This window comes from Lamprocystis purpurea DSM 4197, assembly GCF_000379525.1.
GTDB classification, from domain to species: Bacteria; Pseudomonadota; Gammaproteobacteria; order Chromatiales; family Chromatiaceae; genus Thiodictyon; species Thiodictyon purpureum.
Window position 1 is genome coordinate 38,682 of record NZ_KB902475.1, and the last position, 16,986, is coordinate 55,667.

At 64.7% G+C, this 16,986-nt stretch carries 13 protein-coding genes; 1 reads left to right on the plus strand and 12 read right to left on the minus strand.

Annotated features, from left to right (window positions below; all coding sequences use genetic code 11):
• Positions 1-4 precede the first annotated feature (4 nt).
• A complete protein-coding gene (locus tag A39O_RS36475) occupies positions 5-883 on the plus strand; it encodes a calcium-binding protein (protein WP_051088797.1) in 879 nt (292 codons plus the stop codon).
• Between the two features lie 179 nt (positions 884-1,062).
• Here the strand turns inward: A39O_RS36475 and A39O_RS33030 are convergent, their stop codons facing one another.
• From A39O_RS33030 to A39O_RS0110730, 12 genes are all read right to left on the minus strand, one after another.
• Positions 1,063-3,624, minus strand: coding sequence for a sensor domain-containing protein (locus tag A39O_RS33030; protein ID WP_020504649.1), 2,562 nt, complete (start codon positions 3,622-3,624; stop codon positions 1,063-1,065).
• A gap of 13 nt (positions 3,625-3,637) precedes the next feature.
• Positions 3,638-3,979 (minus strand): circadian clock KaiB family protein, encoded by a 342-nt coding sequence (locus tag A39O_RS0110680; protein ID WP_020504650.1) that lies wholly within the window; start codon positions 3,977-3,979, stop codon positions 3,638-3,640.
• 61 nt (positions 3,980-4,040) lie between these two features.
• A complete protein-coding gene (gene kaiB, locus A39O_RS0110685; RefSeq protein WP_020504651.1) occupies positions 4,041-4,397 on the minus strand; it encodes a circadian clock protein KaiB in 357 nt (118 codons plus the stop codon).
• The gene (gene kaiC / locus A39O_RS0110690; protein WP_020504652.1) at positions 4,394-6,106 is read right to left on the minus strand and encodes a circadian clock protein KaiC; all 1,713 of its coding nucleotides are present in this window, start codon (positions 6,104-6,106) and stop codon (positions 4,394-4,396) included. The genes kaiB and kaiC overlap by 4 nt, the downstream gene beginning before the upstream one ends.
• Positions 6,107-6,201: 95 nt before the next feature.
• On the minus strand, positions 6,202-7,095 hold the full coding sequence (locus A39O_RS0110695) for an AEC family transporter (protein WP_020504653.1): 894 nt from the start codon (positions 7,093-7,095) through the stop codon (positions 6,202-6,204).
• A gap of 269 nt (positions 7,096-7,364) precedes the next feature.
• Entirely contained in the window at positions 7,365-8,378 is a 1,014-nt protein-coding gene (locus tag A39O_RS0110700; protein ID WP_020504654.1) for a class 1 fructose-bisphosphatase, read from the minus strand.
• Between the two features lie 374 nt (positions 8,379-8,752).
• Positions 8,753-9,673 carry a 5'-nucleotidase gene (locus tag A39O_RS0110705; protein ID WP_020504655.1) on the minus strand — a complete coding sequence of 307 codons (921 nt, stop codon included), beginning with the start codon at positions 9,671-9,673 and terminating at the stop codon, positions 8,753-8,755.
• 73 nt (positions 9,674-9,746) lie between these two features.
• Positions 9,747-10,301 (minus strand): hypothetical protein, encoded by a 555-nt coding sequence (locus tag A39O_RS0110710; protein ID WP_026199308.1) that lies wholly within the window; start codon positions 10,299-10,301, stop codon positions 9,747-9,749.
• A 265-nt stretch (positions 10,302-10,566) separates the two neighbouring features.
• A complete protein-coding gene (locus A39O_RS0110715) occupies positions 10,567-11,199 on the minus strand; it encodes a nucleotide-binding protein (protein WP_020504657.1) in 633 nt (210 codons plus the stop codon).
• A 48-nt stretch (positions 11,200-11,247) separates the two neighbouring features.
• Positions 11,248-12,045, minus strand: coding sequence for a LolA-like protein (locus A39O_RS0110720; RefSeq protein ID WP_040527686.1), 798 nt, complete (start codon positions 12,043-12,045; stop codon positions 11,248-11,250).
• A gap of 56 nt (positions 12,046-12,101) precedes the next feature.
• On the minus strand, positions 12,102-12,881 hold the full coding sequence (locus A39O_RS0110725) for a hypothetical protein (protein ID WP_169338433.1): 780 nt from the start codon (positions 12,879-12,881) through the stop codon (positions 12,102-12,104).
• A gap of 25 nt (positions 12,882-12,906) precedes the next feature.
• On the minus strand, positions 12,907-16,938 hold the full coding sequence (locus A39O_RS0110730; RefSeq protein ID WP_020504660.1) for an efflux RND transporter permease subunit: 4,032 nt from the start codon (positions 16,936-16,938) through the stop codon (positions 12,907-12,909).
• Positions 16,939-16,986 lie beyond the last annotated feature (48 nt).

Genomic DNA, 16,986 nt, shown 5'->3' on the forward strand with positions numbered 1-16,986 from the left:
TGCCATGGCACTGATCGACGCCTCCGGTGAGGGGCCGATTACCTACGTGGAAGGCCCGACCGGGGAATTCAGTTTCCAGAGCCCATCCTGGTCGCCGGATGGGACGCGACTGACCTACCTGCGCCAAACCGGCGGCTCGTGGGGGATCATCGTCGCCAATGCCGACGGCAGCGCGCTGGTCGACATCACACCCGAGGGCTTGGCCGACTTCACCGACCCCCGATTCTCTCCCGACGGCACCCAGATCCTGGTCAGCGCCTACGCGTTCGACACTGGCGAACGCGGTCTCTACGCGATGCCGGCACCGACCCTGGCGCCAGCCCCGTTGGCGGCTGCACCCACCATCAATGCCGCCCGAACCGCTCCGTCCGCTTCACTAGCCGCCGCGCCGACGCTGGCCGCCGCAACGGTGGCCACACCGCTGCCAAGCACCACCGGTGCCTTCAGCGCCGACTGGGCGGTCGCGTTCGACCCGGTGTGCACCATCACCGGGACCGAGGGCCGCGACCGACTCATCGGGACTTCCGGCGACGACGTGATCTGCGGTCTGGGAGGCAACGATGTCATCGACGGTCGCGGCGGCAACGACGTTCTTTTCGGTGATGCCGGAAACGACACCCTGTTCGGCGGCCCCGGCACAGATATCCTGTACGGCGGCGACGGTGCCGACGTGCTGATGGGTGGAACGGGTGACGACACCCTCGCGGGTGACTCCGGTCGCGATCGACTGGACGGCGGGGCCGGTGCCGATCGGATGGAAGGCGGGGCCGGTGTCGACGTACTGATCGGCATCGATCGGGTACGCGGGAACGATCGTCTCGACGGCGGAGCAGCACGAGATGCGTGCAAAGGTGATCGCGGTGACGTCGTCGTGGACTGCTGAGCTTTAGGCGATTTCCGACAATTTGGATACCCGTCAATGTAGGTGCGACTTCAGTCGCACCTGCGTCCGAATCGGTGCGACTGAAGTCGCACCTACATCCGAGCCGGTGGTGGGTGGTATCCGGTGTTCCGGAAATGACGTCACATCATCCAAGGTGACTCAGCGTGCACCGACTGCGGTTACTCAAAGAACCTACCCAACGCTTCAACCGGCCCCGGCCGGCCAAATGCATAGCCCTGAAAAGCGCGGCAGCCGCTCGCGAACAGAAATTCCCGCTGCTCCTGCGTTTCCACCCCCTCGGCGATGACCGCCAGGCCCAGGGTATTCCCCAGCGCGACAATGGTGCGGGCAATCGCCGCATCATTGGGGTTGCTGAGCACGTCCCGTACAAAGGATTGATCGATCTTCAGTTGGTCCAAGGGCAGGCGCTGGAGATAGGCCAGCGAAGAATAGCCGGTGCCGAAGTCATCGAGCGCGAAACCGATACCCAGGTCTTTCAGCGCGGTCATTTTCGCGATGGTATCGGCGATGTCTTCCAACAGCAGGCTCTCGGTCAGTTCCAGTTCCAATCGATGCGGATCGGCACCCTGCTGTTCAAGCACGCCACGCACCTGCTCGGTAAATCCGGGGTCCCGGAACTGGCGGGCGCTGACATTGACGGCCAAGGTCAGATGGGCGGTCTGTGGTGCGCGTGCCCAAACGGCCAATTGCGCGCAGGCAGTCGCAAGTACCCATTGACCCAGCGGCAAGATCAAGCCGGTCTGCTCGGCCAACGGGATAAACTCGGCTGGGGAAACCAGTCCGCGTTGTGGATGTTGCCAACGCAGCAGCGCCTCGGCCCCGGTCATTCTCCCGTCGGCATCCACCTGGGCCTGGTAATAAAGCAGGAACTGGCCATCCCGCAACGCGACACGCAACTGGCTCTCCAGGGCAGTGCGCGCCTCCAGGACGGCTTGCATCTCCGGGTCGAAGAAACGCAGGGTGTTGCGGCCCGCCGCCTTTGCCTGGTACATGGCGAGATCGGCCCGCTTCAACAGATCGTCAACAGTCGTCCGCTGGTCGCTGATCAGGGTGGCACCGATGCTTGGGGTACTGCGGCAGTGGTGACCGGCGACCTCGTAGGACTGGGTGAGCGCGGCCTGAATCGTCGCGCCCACCTGCTGCGCCTTGGCGGCGGCCGCATCGGTCTGCTCGCTGAGATCCTGCAGGATCACGACGAACTCATCACCGCCCAGGCGGGCCACGGTGTCGGCCTCGCGCACCGACGCAAGCAGCCGTTGCGCGGTCTGCTGGAGCAAGAGGTCGCCGATGTCATGGCCCAGGCTGTCGTTCAGTTCCTTGAAATTGTCCAGGTCGATGAACAGCAATGCGCCTTGTCGGCGTCCTTGCCCGCAGGCCGCCAGGGTCTGACGCAGCCGGTCCTGAAACAACCGTCGATTGGGCAGCCGGGTCAGGGGGTCGTAGAAAGCGAGTTGCTGGATCTGGTCCTCGGCGGCCTTGCGCTGGGTGATATCCTGGTTGACAACGACTGCGCCGGCGATCCGGCCGTCGCCGTCACGAATGGGCACGGCCGAGTTGAGAATGATCTTGTGTGTGCCATCGAAACACTCGATCTCGATCTCCTCTTCAATCGATGTCTCACCCCGCTCGATCGCCCGAGCCGCGCCCCATTCGTTGGGGGCGAGCAGCCGTTTCGTGTTAGACCACCACGCCTTGTACTGCCCGAACGCCGCGATGCCGACATAGTGCGCCCCCGCCCAGATCCGTTGGCCGGCGGCATTACCGAAGACGATGTCGCCCTGTGCATTCAAGAACCAGACTCCGACGGGCAGGAACTCCAGGATGGTCCTCAAGCGCTGTTCGTTCTCCCGTACGGCCGCCTCCGCCCGTTCCCGCCGGGTAATATCGTTCAGCGTGACAACGCTGCCGAGTCGCTCGCCTTGGTGCCCCATCAAGGGCCCAATACTGACCAAGAGATTGGCGACCGACTCCGGGCGGATCAGCCGGGCTTCCAACCGACACCGCTCGCCGGCCTGCACGATCACATCCAGGGAAAACGCCGTACCATCGGCTTGATGCAAAGGAAACACGCGCGCGAACGGTTGGCCGAGCGGATTCCCACCGGCCAGGGCATGCGCCACCTCGCTGGCACGGATGATCTGGGTCGCGTTATCGCATACCACGATCGCCTCGGCCGCCTGGTCAAGAATCGACCGCGCCAATCGTTCAGCGGCAACCATCGCCTCGCTGCGTTTCTGCTCGGTCAGGTCGGTGGCGACCAGGCAAAAGCAGCCCTGGATCTCGGCGACCTGCAGGACCGTGAACGAGAGATAGCAGGGAACCGTGGTGCCGTCGCCGGCGACCAGGCTGAGCTCCCGATAGTGACTCCGCGGATCGTCGCTGTGCAGCAAGGCCCAAAAAATTGCCTGATCAGCGGGGGCGATCCAGTGTTCGAACCGCGCGCCGATGACCTGTTCGAGCGGCGTCTTCAACATGTCGGCCAAACGCCGGTTCGCGTAAAAGATCACCCCCTCCATGGTCAGCGTAAGCGCCCCCTCGCTCATCTCTTCGACCAGCACCCGGTACGGATAGTCGGCGCCCTGGAGGGTAAACACCTGCTCACCGTTGACGCCCGAGACCACGAGGGCGTCGACCTCGCCGGCGCGGATCGCCCGCAGGGTCTCCTCGGCCTCCGCCAGACGCGCACTCAGGTCTCGGTTCTCGGCAATCAATTCATTCATGAAGAACGGCTCCCTATCCGTTCCGGCGCACATCCAACCCCACGAGCACCCGCTCGCTGCTCGACATGTCGCCAATGATCCGCCGCAGGGGGAGCGGCAGTTCCTTGATGAGCGTGGGCGCGGCAATGATCTGTTGGCCTTGGGCGAGTTCAGGCTGTTGGTAGAGGTCAACCACCTCCAGAACGTAGCGCCCTTCCAGGTGTTCCTCGCAGATGGTCTTGATGTTGGCAATCGCACGCGCCGATTTCGCAGTTGCACCGGTCACGTAAAGCCGCAGCAAATAGGTTTGCGGGGGCGGACCGGTCAGCCCTGCCTCCGCCGACGGGATCGTATCAGGTACTGGTTTGGTCGACATGACATCGCTCCTCGGTCGCGGTTGGACCTGAAACACTGACAGGCGCGGGCGGTGCACCGGGCTAAGTGCGCGGTAGCAAATCCAGCCCAATCAAGACTCGATCGGTGTTCGACAGGTCACCGATGATCTTGCGCACCGGCGGCGGGAGTTGCCGCACCAACGTCGGGATCGCCAGGATCTGATCGCCGCGCGCCAGTTGCGGGTGCTCCAGCAGGTCGACCACCTCGATCTGGTAGCAGCCGGCCAGGTGTTCCTCGCAGATGCGCGTGAGGTTGGCAAAGGCGGCGATGGATTTCGGCGTCTGCCCGGCGACATAGAGCCGCAGCGTCCAGATGTCGGGGGCGTCACGGTCGGCCGGAGTGCCAGTCGGTATCGCGTCCGATGGTTCGGCGCCTGAGTCGGAGGGTTCCGTGGTCATGATGGCTCTCCGGTTCCGGTCGGGGCGTCTGCCTGGCGGCTCCAGGCCATACCCAGCCGCTCCCGCGCCAACTGCGCCTCCCGCGCCTTCTGGCGTTCGACCAAGGCTTGGGTCTCGGCCTGCTGGGCCTCGAACTCAAGGCGCAGGGCGGTGATCTGTCCGTCGAGGACGACCCGCTTACGCTCCAGTGCACGTTCCTGGCGCTCGATCTCCTGGCGAAGCGCCAACTGCTGCGCGCGTTCTTCGGCCTCTTGCGCGAGACGCGCCGACCCGGTCAAGACGCCGCCCGAACCGGTATAGACATCGCACAACTGCACACCATCGGATGTAATCAGGAATTCGCGCGTCTGATTCGAGTGCGCCATGCCGCGCGATTTGAGGATGCTCAGCACACGATTGCGTTCGCCGCCCGATTCGACGGCCAACAGCAGCAGCCAGGTGTCGATCAGCGATGAAATGGCGGCGTCGGTATGATCGGCGGCGCTGCCGCCCGCGGTCAAATTGGTAAAGAATCCGGTGATCTGACTGAGCTTCAGGAAATCCATCAGCCGCATCAGCATGGCCTTGACCTCGGCCTCATTGCCCGCGCTGATGAAGCTGTTCAATGGATCGACGATGACGATGCGCGGTTTGAATTGTTCAATCGCTTTGTGCATGAGCGTCAAGTGCAGTTCCAGCCCGGCAAAGGTCGGGCGGGCCGCCCGAAACTGGAGCAGACCTTGCTCCACCCATGGCTGCAGAGCGATCCCCACTGAACCGAGATTGCGCATGATCTGGCTGGCCGACTCCTCAAAGGCAAAATAGAGAACGCGCTCGCCCCGGCGACAGGCGGCCTCGGCAAAATGGCCGGCGAGGCTACTCTTGCCGGTCCCCGCGGTCCCTGAGACCAGGACGCTGCTGCCGCAATAATAACCCGCACCGCCCAGCATGGCGTCGAGCCGGGCGATACCGCTCGAGACCCGTTCCTCCGAAACAGGATGCTGCAAGCCCAGCGAGGTGATGGGCAGCACCGAAATGCCGTCCTCATCGATGAGAAAGGGATATTCGTTGGTGCCGTGGGCAGAACCGCGGTACTTGACTACGCGCAATCGCCGGGTCGAGATCAGGTCGGTCACACGCTGGTCGAGCACGATGACGCAGTCGGAGACGTACTCCTCGAGTCCCTGGCGAGTCAACAGGCCGTCGCCGCGCTCGCCGGTGATGATCGCGGTCATCCCCTTGTCTTTCAGCAACCGAAAGAGACGGCGCAGCTCCGCGCGCAGGATCATCGGACTGGGCAACCCGGCAAAGAGCGTTTCAATCGTATCGAGCACCACCCGCTTGGCACCGATCCGGTCAATGGCATAACCGAGCCGGACAAACAACCCTTCGAGGTCGAACTCCCCGGTCTCCTCGATCTCGCTGCGCTCGATGAACACGAAATCCAGGGCCAACCGGCGTTGCGCGATCAATGTCTCCAGGTCGAAACCGAGCGATGCGACGTTCGCCGTCAACTCCGGAACGGTTTCCTCGAATGCCATGAAGACGCCCGGTTCATTGTATTGGGTCGCCCCCCGCACCAGGAACTCCATGGCAAGCAGTGTTTTGCCACAGCCCGCGCTGCCGCAGACCAGGGTCGGCCGCCCGCTGGGCAGCCCGCCGCCGGTGATTTCGTCCAGCCCGGCGATCCCGGTCGGCGTTTTGGGCAGTAATCGTCTCTCGGGGTCCATGATGATGCTCTCGCCATTGCCTTAGGGTCATCCCGTCGTGCCATAATCATAGCCTGGAAACCCGGTCACTGGGGGGTTCTCCCGGTTGATGCCGCCTATCGGCTCAGACTGAGCCACAGCGGCAAGGTGATCATCGACAGCAGCGTAGTGACTGCCACCTGGGCGGCGATGATCCGTCCGTCCCCACCCATGCGATTGGCCAGAACATAGGCCACCGTGGAGACCGGCAGCGCGGCCAGGAGGATCGCGGTCTGAAACCAAATGCCGGTCAGACCGAAAGCCAGTGACAGGCCCCAGGCGACAGCCGGCAGGATCAATAGCTTGACCGCCACCCCGTACCACAGGTGACCACGGGCGTGGTCTAAAGCGTCCAGGCGCAGACCCGCGCCCACGGCGATCAGACCCAAGGGGAGTGCTGCTCTCGACAACAGCTCCAGGGTGGTACCGGCCAGTTCAGGGACTTCCAGACCCGTCAGGCTGAACGCGAGGCCGGCAGCCGTGGCAAGGATGAGCGGGTTGCCGATCAGTTCGCGTAGCCAGCGTCCCTCACCGTGACGGGCCAACACGGCGACCGCGGCCAGATTGGCCATGGGGACCAGGACGCCCATGAGCAACCCGAGGGCGGCGATCCCGGCCTGGCCGAGCAGCGCCTCGGCCACCGCCAGACCGACGAAACTGTTGAAGCGGAAAGAGCACTGAAAGGCCGCGGCATAGACCGGCAGCGGGTCATGAAAGAGGTTCTTGCTGAGCCGGCCGAGGCCCATGCCGGTCAGGGTAAAGAGCACCCCCACCAGCACCATCGGCCAGGCCGCCAACAGATCGAGGCGTGCGTGCGCCAGTGAATGAAACAGCAGGGCAGGAAAGAAGATGAAATAGATCAGCCGCTCCAGGTCTCGCCGGAAGCCCTCGGAAAGACCGCCGTGGCGGCGGATCGCCCATCCCAGCAGGATGAGCGTGAAGATGGGGATGATGATGGCGATGATGGGCATGGCGTGGGCGGGCAACGCCGGGTCATACTCGTGGCGTGGGAGCGAGCCTCCGGCCGCGACAGGGCCTCGCGGTTACCGCGACGCCGCATCGCGGCCGCAGGCCGCTCCCACAGGGTGTCTCGCGTGTGCCGGATACCTATTACCAGCCTCGTCAAGATTCCGGCCGCTTTGGCTCGCCGTTGCGTAGTCAGGCCATCCTGGCCTGACACCGTCAGGGCTGGAAGCCCTGACTACGCATGCCGTTAGCCGGGATTACGATCAAGGCCCTATTACCCCTCGCGGTGATAGGCAAGAATGCGCTCCACTTCGTTACGCGAGCCCAGGATCACCGGCACCCGCTGGTGCAGGTTCTCGGGCTGCAACTCCATGATCCGCTGGGTTCCGGTGATGGAGCCGCCGCCGGCCTGCTCGACGATGAAAGACATCGGGTTGGCCTCGTAGAGCAGGCGCAGTTTCCCGCCCGCCGCCTTGGCCGTCATCTTGGAATCCATCGGATACATAAAGACGCCGCCGCGGGTCAGGATGCGATGCACCTCGGCCACCATGGAGGCGATCCAGCGCATGTTGAAGTCGTCGCCGCGGGGACCTTCCTTGCCGTCCAGGCACTCCTGCACATAGCGGCGCACCGGCGGCTCCCAGAAACGCATGTTCGACATGTTGATCGCGAACTCGCGGGTATCCACCGGGATCTGCATCTTGGGATGGGTGAGGATGAACTCCCCGATGTTCTGATCCAGGGTGAAGCCGTTGACGCCGTTGCCGGTGGTCAGCACCATCATGGTCGAGGGGCCGTAAAGCGCATAGCCGGCCGCCACCTGCTGGGCACCGGCCTGAAGGAAGTCGCGCTCGGTCGGCTCCTGGCAGCCGCCGGAACAGCGCAGGATCGAGAAGATGGTGCCGACCGAGACATTGACGTCGATGTTGGATGAGCCATCCAGCGGATCGAAGGTCAGCAGGTACTTGCCGCGCGGCTTGCCGGCCGGGATGGGGTAGATCTCATCCATCTCCTCGGACGCCATGGCCGCCAGGTGTCCGGCCCACTCGTTGGACTTGATGAAGACCTCGTTGGAGAGGACGTCCATCTTCTTCTGGGTCTCACCCTGCACATTCTCGCTGCCCGCGCTGCCCAGCACCCCGACCAGGGCACCGTGGTTGACATAGTTGCTGATGACCTTGCAGGCCGTGACGATGTCATTGAGCAGAGAGGTGAAATCACCGGTGGCCCCGGCGATGCGCCGCTGCTCTTCGATGATGAACTGAGTGATCGTCGTGCCGTTATGCATGGGTACTCCTCGTGTGAGACAGGGGGTGTGAGACAGGTACAGCGATTCCCGAAAGTCGCGACTGGCCCAGCCCGACAGTATAGCGTTCGCACCTGATATCCAGACAGACCTTCGTGTAGGGGCGGGTTTGAAACCCGCCCCTACGTCCGGTTATCACGTCCGACGGTTATATAAGGACTGCGGACCCGATATCCGAATCCCCAATTGCGGCACAGCAATTCCAAATGTGGGCGGCAGCATGCGACCCCTGGTGGATGCGGCGCGCGCGAGCGCTGTGCCGGGTCCCTGACACCGAGCGGCGCGCCTTATCCACCCTACAGCGGAGCCGGTTTCGTCGGGTGGATCAGCGCAGCGCATCCACCGGCGGCCGGCGGCTACTTCGCCGCCTCATTGGCGACCCCGTGCGGCACATGACCGGTCGCGACATGGCGCCTGGCCTCGTCGCAGTGGATCTCCTGATCATCGAAAAAGATGTCGGCGTCGAAGGCTTCGAGGAAGCTGGACTTGGCAAGCCCGCCGAGGAACAGTGCCTCGTCGATACGGATATCCCAAGCGCGCAGGGTGCGCACCACCCGCTCGTGGGAAGGGGCTCCGCGGGCGGTCACCAGCGCCGTGCGCAAGGGCGCGGCCTCAGCGGGAAAGAGATTCTGCAGTTGATGGATCGCGACCAGGAACCCCTTGAAGGGACCGCCCGGCAGCGGCTCGTAAGCGGACGCCGTCTCGCTGGCGTTGAATACCGCGAGCCCCTCCTCCCGATACAGCCGCTCGGCATCGTCCGAGAACAGCACGGCATCCCCGTCGAAGGCGATCCGCACCTGCGGGTCACCCACGGCCGCGGCGGTCGACGCGGCCGACCGGACGGTCGCCGCGGCGCACCCGGCGCTGAGCGCCAAACGCACGTCGTTGGGGTCGGCGGACAGGAACAGATGCGCGCCGAAGGCCGCGACGTAGCGATAGGGACTGGCTCCGCCGGTAAAGGCGGCACGGGTGATATCGAGACCGTGGCGATGAGCGGAAGTCAGCACCCGCAGCCCGGTATCGGAACTGTTACGCGAGAGCAGGATCACCTCGACCCGTCCGCGCTCGCCAAGTGCCGTATTGAGGCTGATGAGTTTGCGCACCAGCGGGAAGGCGACCCCGGGCTCCAGAATGTCGTTCTCGTGCGCGACCTGATAGGCGCGGTAGGCGTCTACCCCTTCGGTCTCGAACACCCGATGCGACTCGCTCAGGTCAAAGAGGGCGCGCGAGGAAATGGCGACGATCAGGCGGACGGCTTTGGGTTGCGCGCCGGTCATGGGTGCTGTTCGGGTAAGATGTCGATCGGCCGCCGCCCGCCGGCGGCAGTCGGGGTTGCCGACCCACCGCGACCTACCAGGGCAGGAATCCGTTCATGAACTGCATGGGCCGACTGATGCTGCGGTTCATGGTCGACATATCGTCACGCATGGTGGACGTATTGAACGTCATGTGCTGCACCGCCCGATCGAGGTTCTGCATGCTGGTGAGCATCGGTTCCAGGGTGCTCACGTCCCGCGCCATCGAGTCGACCCCCACCGACATGCTGCGCACATTGGCGCTGATCTGTCCCATGTTGTCCGAAATCGACTGCATGTTGCTGGCGAGCACGGTCATGTTGGAGTCCACGCTGATCGCCAGATAGTGAACGTCTTTGGCGAGACTGAACACCAGATAGAACCCGTAGGCCGCCAGGATGATGAAGGCGAACAGACTCGGATAGACGATCAGTTCCCAACGCTTGGCGCTGGTCTCAAAGGCTTGGGAAAGCCGGTCGATGGCAAAGGCATTCGTCTGCGCATCGGTGATATCGGACTCCGGACCACCCACGCCCGCTCCGGCAGCGGGTCCGTTTTCTCGCTGGACTGGTGGGGTGGACGCGCTCTGGGGTTGCTCAGTTGCCGCCATGTTTGGATGACCAAAAGCTCTCTTGATTGATCGGATTCACTCGTGGAGATTTACTCTTGGAGCTTAACAGAAAACGGCCGCTGGACAAGGCCGCCGCGTTGGCCGCTCCCCGGCATCCCGCCGACCGTTCTTGCCACGCGCGCCCATCCCGGAGGCGGCGCCGCGCGCGGATGCTATCGCCGTCGAACGTGATAACCTGATGTCGGGGCGGGTTTCAAACCCGCCCCACCAAGGGTCTGTCTGGATATCAGGTGAGAAGGCTATATCAGCTCACCAGATTCGCATAGAGGACGGCTGCCAGCGCCAGAAATTCCCGCGCCGCTTTCCCCTTCGACTCGAGCTCGAAGACCGCGAGCCCCTCGCTGAACGACCGCCTGAAGACCGTCCGCTGGGACAGGCGCGGCTTGATGAAACGGATGCCGGGCAGGGACACCAGCGCGGCGGCGGCCTCGTTGGTCTCACGCACCGCGTGGTGGGTGTCCCCGCGGTTGATGAAGCCCAACACCTCGGGCGGCTGCGCCCGTTCCACCGAAGACACCAGATGCACGAAGCGCTGTACAGACCAGATGTCCGCCTGAGACGGCTGCACCGGGACAATGACCCGATCGCATAGCGACAGGGCGAGCCGCAGACTCTCCATGTCGGCGGTGCCGACGTCGATCAGGGTCTCGTCCGCGCCGCGCAACTGCTCGCGGCTCAACAGTTGCCGATCGCCCACCCGTAGCGGCGGATCGAAACGCTCCTCCTGGCGCACATCGGTCACGTCGGTCAGGGTCGCCTGGGGATCAATGTCCACCAGTTGCACCTTGACATTCGCCATGGCCAGCCAGACCCCGAGATTGAAGGTCACCGTGCTCTTACCAGAGCCCCCTTTCAAACTGCCGACCAGCGTGATCATACTGCGCCTGCTACTCCGCTTCCGCGTTCGACGATGGGTGGAACCTCATTAACCGCCCGGCTGGGGTGTCGGACCAGGCGCCGGCGCGGCTTTGCGCACGAAACCCGCCGGAACCGCGAACAGGTCATCCGGCTGCGGACCCACTCGAATATTTTTCAACTCACTCACATAGCCGCCGGGGAACTCTTCCCGCACCGCGAGCTTCAGTTCCGGGTCGTACCATTGGAAGGTCGCCAGCGGCTGTTGCTTGGGCGCCGTGGTGGTCATCTCCCATTTCTCCGCCGACCGTCCGTCGATTTTCTCGATTCCGATCAGCTTCAGCTCAACGATCTGGCCATTCGGCATCAGATGCTTCAGCGGCAGGCCGCGTTCCACGTCCAGCCACTGGGCGCCGGTCAGCGTCTGACCTTGATCGGTCGCGGACATCTCCCACTTCACCGCGGCCCGACCGTTGACATCCTCGATGCCGATCCGACGACAGGTCAGACCCGGCACGCCGGCACAGGGATCGGTCTCCGCGCTGGGCATCACCGCGGGCGCCGGCTTCGCGGCGTCGGCGCCGGCGGGAGGCGCGCCCCGCTCCAGATAATTCTTGTCGGCCGGAAACAGCATCCATTCCATACCGCGCTGCTGATCGCTGATCCGCACGACTTCACGACCCTGCTGAGTCATCTCCATCCGGGTCCGGCCATCACCTACGAACATCTTGCCCGAGGTGACCTGACCGTCCGGACCCCGGCGTACCATGTCCGCCGAGAACTGGACGCCTGCGGTGTCGGCCCAAGCCGACCCGGTGGCCACGGCAGCCAGCAATGCCGCCGCAATCATCCGTCTGTGTAATCTCATGATGCCTCGACTCCTGCGCGTTATCGTGTGCTGATAAGTTGTGTTACGCCAAGCGCCTAACGGGACTGCCAGGGAGGCTCCAACCCCGGAGTCGTATCCGCCGGCGCCGGACCGGGCGAGCGGCCTTGCCCCCGACCCGTGGGAGCCGGACGCCAACCCTGAGACTGCTCCTGGCGCCCCCGTTCCTGCTCCGACAACGGGCGGAACTGATAACGGCCGTCAGGGGCCTGGGTCCGCCAGCCGCCGCCCGCGTTCGGCGGATCCCCGCGGAATCGATAACCGGCCTCGGCCTCGGCCTCGGCCGCGGCGCCCGGCGCGTCCGCCGCATCGTCCGGACCCGCCCGGCGCCCGGCGTCGGCGCGCCCGTCCCCAGGTTCCGAACGAAACGAGTCCGAACGAAACCCCAATCCGGGATCATGGTCGTCCGCCTGCTGCCGACGCTCCCCCCAACCCCATTCCGCGGCGGACGACGCATCGCGGAACCGGGCCGGCGCCTGGTCAGGTGGCCGCGCACCATATCGACGGCCATCGTCGATGGACGACCCGTCAGCGTCCCAGGTGCCCGACCGATCGTCTGTCCACTCGGAATCCGGGGCCTGCCGAACCACCGCACCAGGATAAGACACATCACCCGTTCCCGCCGCCGCGCCCAGTCGGGGATCGTCATCCCCGAGGCCCCAGGGATTCCCCGCGGCGGCACCCAATTGGATCGCCAACCCGGCGATCATGAGCGGCCAGGCCCGGATCCAGGTTGGCGGCCTGACGCTTGCACCGGTGCGCGCCATTGAAGCCTGCCACGCGGGGCCAAGCCGGTCGGCCCTGCGGTCGAACCTCACGGATGTTCTCGCGATCCGCCGCGGGTCAATGCCCTTCCCCATCGAGATCGTCATCGATCTTCAGTCGGATGCCGCGTCGCGGCGATTTTTTTTGAACCGATTGCGGCGTCTGATTATCGGTCTTCGACGGGGCGGTCTTGGCTGGGGCCGTCTTGGCCGGGGTCGCCTTGGCTGGGGCCGGCTTCACCGTTGCTTTCTTGCTGCCCGCCGCCTTGGGCGCGGCCCCGGACACCGGCTTCGGTGGCGGTGTGGGCGTCACCTGGGGTGCCGCCGCGGGCGCGGTTGGTTCCGGCGGTTGTGTCGGCGTGGCCGCGGCGGTCATCACCAAGGCCGAGCGCACCGGCGGCGGCGCGGACCCGTCGACCGACCCCGCCTGAGTGATCGCCGCAGGCGTGGATGGCGCCGGTGCAGCCGCCGGGACCGCACCCGGTACCAGGGCCGCGCTGCCGCCCGTACCGCCACCCGCAGGCTGGGGCGCCGGCTGACGCGGCGGCCGGGGACGCGGCGGCGGCTTCGGCTTGAAGGCGTTCTTCACCAGGTCGATGACCAGCAACAGGATGCCGCGCAGACCGTAGAAGACCAGTGTCAACACCTCCCACACCTTGGCCAGGACACCGACCAAGCCGCCACCCGACCGACCCTCGGTGCGGACGGTCGACGACTGCGCCGTCTCGCTCTGGCACGGCAGTCCGGCCGCCGGGAGGTGGGTGGCCGAGGCGGCGGCGACTTCGCACATGTCACGACTCGCGGCCACACACCCCAGGGGGATGACGATCAGGGTCAAAACGGTGGAGACGACGGTACCGGCCAGCAGCGAGATCGCCATGCCCTGGAAAATCGGATCGGTGATGATCACGCTGGAACCGGCGACCAGGGCCAGTGCGGTAATCAGGATCGGCCGCGTCCGGATCTTGCAGGCACGGATCACCGCCTCGGCGACCGGGATGCCGCGCTGGATCTCGTGGATGGAGAAGTCCACCAGCAAAATCGAGTTGCGCACGATGATGCCGGCGAGCGCGATCCAGCCGATCATCGAGGTTGCGGTGAATTCACCTCCGAGTCCCAATTCGAACATGACGAAATGGGCCGGGATGATCCCCAGCAGGGTGAGCGGAATCGGCGCCATGATCACCAGCGGAATCCGGAAATTGCCGAACTCCCAGACCACCAGAATATAGATCAGCACCAGGGCGACCATGAAGGCCGCCCCCATGTCGCGGAAGGTCTCGAAGGTGACGGTCCACTCGCCGGCCCACTCCAAGGACAAGCGGTCGCTGTTGGGCGGAGGGCCGAGCCAGTAGAAGGCGTCCCCGAACCCACCGCCGGCGGCCGGCTTGGTGCCGTCCGGCGCCGTGTAGTCGACCGCGGCCATCAGATCCTGAACTTGGAACATGGCGTAGACCGGCGCCGCCAGTTGCCCGCCGACGTCCGCGACCACGAACTCCACACCACGCAGATCCTTGTGGTAAATGATGTCCTCCTCCTGGGCCCGGCGGAACTGACCCAACTCCCGCAAGGAGATCGTATAGCCTTGGCTCGACTGGATCGGCAGATCGCCCAGTCGCTCGACCTGCGAGCGCTCGGCCAGCGGCACCTGCATGACGATCTGAATCGGCTCATGGCCGCTCTGCTGGCCCTGCGCCTGCTTGATGTCGCCGACCGGTGCACCGCCCAAGGCCATCGCCAGGTTCCGGTTGATCGTGTCCACTGAAATTCCGCGGCGTACCGCCTTCTCGGTGTCCACGTCGAAACGCCAGTAGTCGAAGGCCCCGCGCAGATAGTTGTCCACGTCACGGGCGCTCTCGGCTTGTTCGAAGAACCCGGTCACATCGCGCGCAAAGGCCCGCCGCAACTCGGGTGAGGGGCCGTGAATCTCCGCCACGACGGACTGCAACACGGGCGGTCCCGGCGGCATCTCCACCACCGCGAGCGTGGCCCCGGTGCCCTTTGCCAGCTTGTTCAGCATCTCACGGGCAGTCACCGCGATCTCGTGACTGGTCCGGTCACGATCGTGCTTGTCGGTGAGTTGAACCTGGAGCTCCGCCTGCCAGGGCTCGGACCGCAGATAGTAATGACGCACCATGCCGTTGAAGTCGAAGGGGCGCGCGGTCCCGGCGTAGACCTGGACCGCGGTGACCTCGGGGATGGTGCGCAATTGCTCCGCCAACCGGTGCGTCAGGTTCGCCGTCACCGGCAAGGCCGTGCCTTCCGGCATATCGACGACCACCGAGAACTCCGGCTTGTTGTCGAGCGGCATCATCTTCACCGCCACCCAGTTGAAATAGAAGAAGGAGCAGGTGAACAGGAAGGTGCCCCACAGGACCAGGCGGAAGATGCGGCGTTTACGCCGACTCTCGATCAGGGGCGTCAGCACGGCGCGGAAAAAGCGCTCCGTATATTCGGCGTTCTTGTGCTCGCGCTTCTCCGCCGCCGCCAGATAGGCCATCGACGGCCGCAGCCACTTGGAGATGGCGAGATAGGGCGTGAAGACGAAGGCCGCGAAGAGTGAAATGAACATGGCCACCGACCCCAGCTTGGGAATCGGGGCCATATAGGGACCCATCATGCCGCTCACGAAGCCCATGGGCAGCAGCGCGGCGATGACGGTGAAGGTCGCGAGAATGGTCGGATTGCCGACCTCGCGCACCGCGTCCACCGCGGTCTCGTCATCGGTGCGGCCCTCCTCGAGCCAGCGCCGATAGATGTTCTCGACCACGACGATGGCGTCATCCACCAGGATGCCGATGGAGAAAATCAGCGCGAACAGGCTGACCCGATCGATCGTGATCCCCCAGATCCAGGCCACGAAGACGGTCATGAAGAGCACCACCGGGATGATCAGCATGACCACGATGGCGGGGCGCAAGGCGCGGAAGGCGAGCAGCACCAGCACGAATACGAAGAAGGTCGCCTTGATCAGCTTGAGGATCAGCTCGGTGACCTTCTGATCCGCCGTCTGGCCGTAGTTGCGGGTGACACTGACCTCGACATTGTTCGGGATACGGCTGCCCTTGAGTTCCTCGACCCGCTCCATGATGGCGTTGGCGACGCTCACGCCGTTGGTGAGTTCTTTCTTGGCGACCGCGATGGTCACGGCGGGACGGCCCTGTGCCGCGTCCTGATTGGCCGAGGCGGGACCGGTGTAGTAGGCCACCAACTCGGTGGCATCCTCCGGGCCCATGGCCACGCGTGCCACGTCGCGGATATAGACCGGAACCTCGTTGTGGGTCCCGACGACCAGGCGGTTGATGTCGTCGACCCCCGTGAGGAACGAGCCGGTGGTTACCGTAAAGCGCGAACCGCTGGACTCCACGCCGCCCGCGCTGGCTTCGGCGTTGGCTGTCTTCAAGGTCTGGGCGACCTGGTCCAGACTGATCTGGTAGCCGGAAAGCCGCTCCGGGGAAACATCCACGGTGACCTGCTCGCGGCGGCCGCCGACGATCAGCCCAGGCCCCGTATCCTTCACCTGACCGATGGCCTGCAGCACGTCCTGGGCGAGCAGCCGCAATTGGCCGTCATCCACGTCGGGCACGCCATCCCGATCCAGATCCTTCGACCACAGCGTCAGGGTGACGATCGGCACGTCGTCGATGCCTTTGCTCTTGACCAGCGGCGGCAGGACCCCGGGGGGGATCTTGTCCATGTTGGAGGCGATCTTGTCGTTCACCTTCACCAACGAGGGACCCATCGGCTGGCCCACGTCGAACTCCACGGTGACCAGCCCCTGGCCGCGCTGCGAGGCGGAGTAGACGTGTTTGACCCCGGGGATCTCACTCATGATCCGTTCCAGGGGCTGCATAGCCAGGTTGGCCACCTGCTGCGACGAGGCCCCTGGATACTGCACCATGATGTCGATCATGGGCACGGAGATCTGCGGATCCTCCTGACGGGGCGTCAGGATCAGCCCGAGGAGCCCCATGAGCAACATCGCCACGTAAAACAGCGGCGAGAGCGGGGACCGGATAAAGAAGCGGGCCGAGCGCCCGGCGATCCCCAGGTTCTCTTCGGTGAACGGCGGCTCCTTGCGTTGCGAGGCAGCGGTGGCGTCTTCGCTCATAGTACTTCCAGGCAATGCGCGCCGACGCGGTGCCGGCAACGGCAGGTT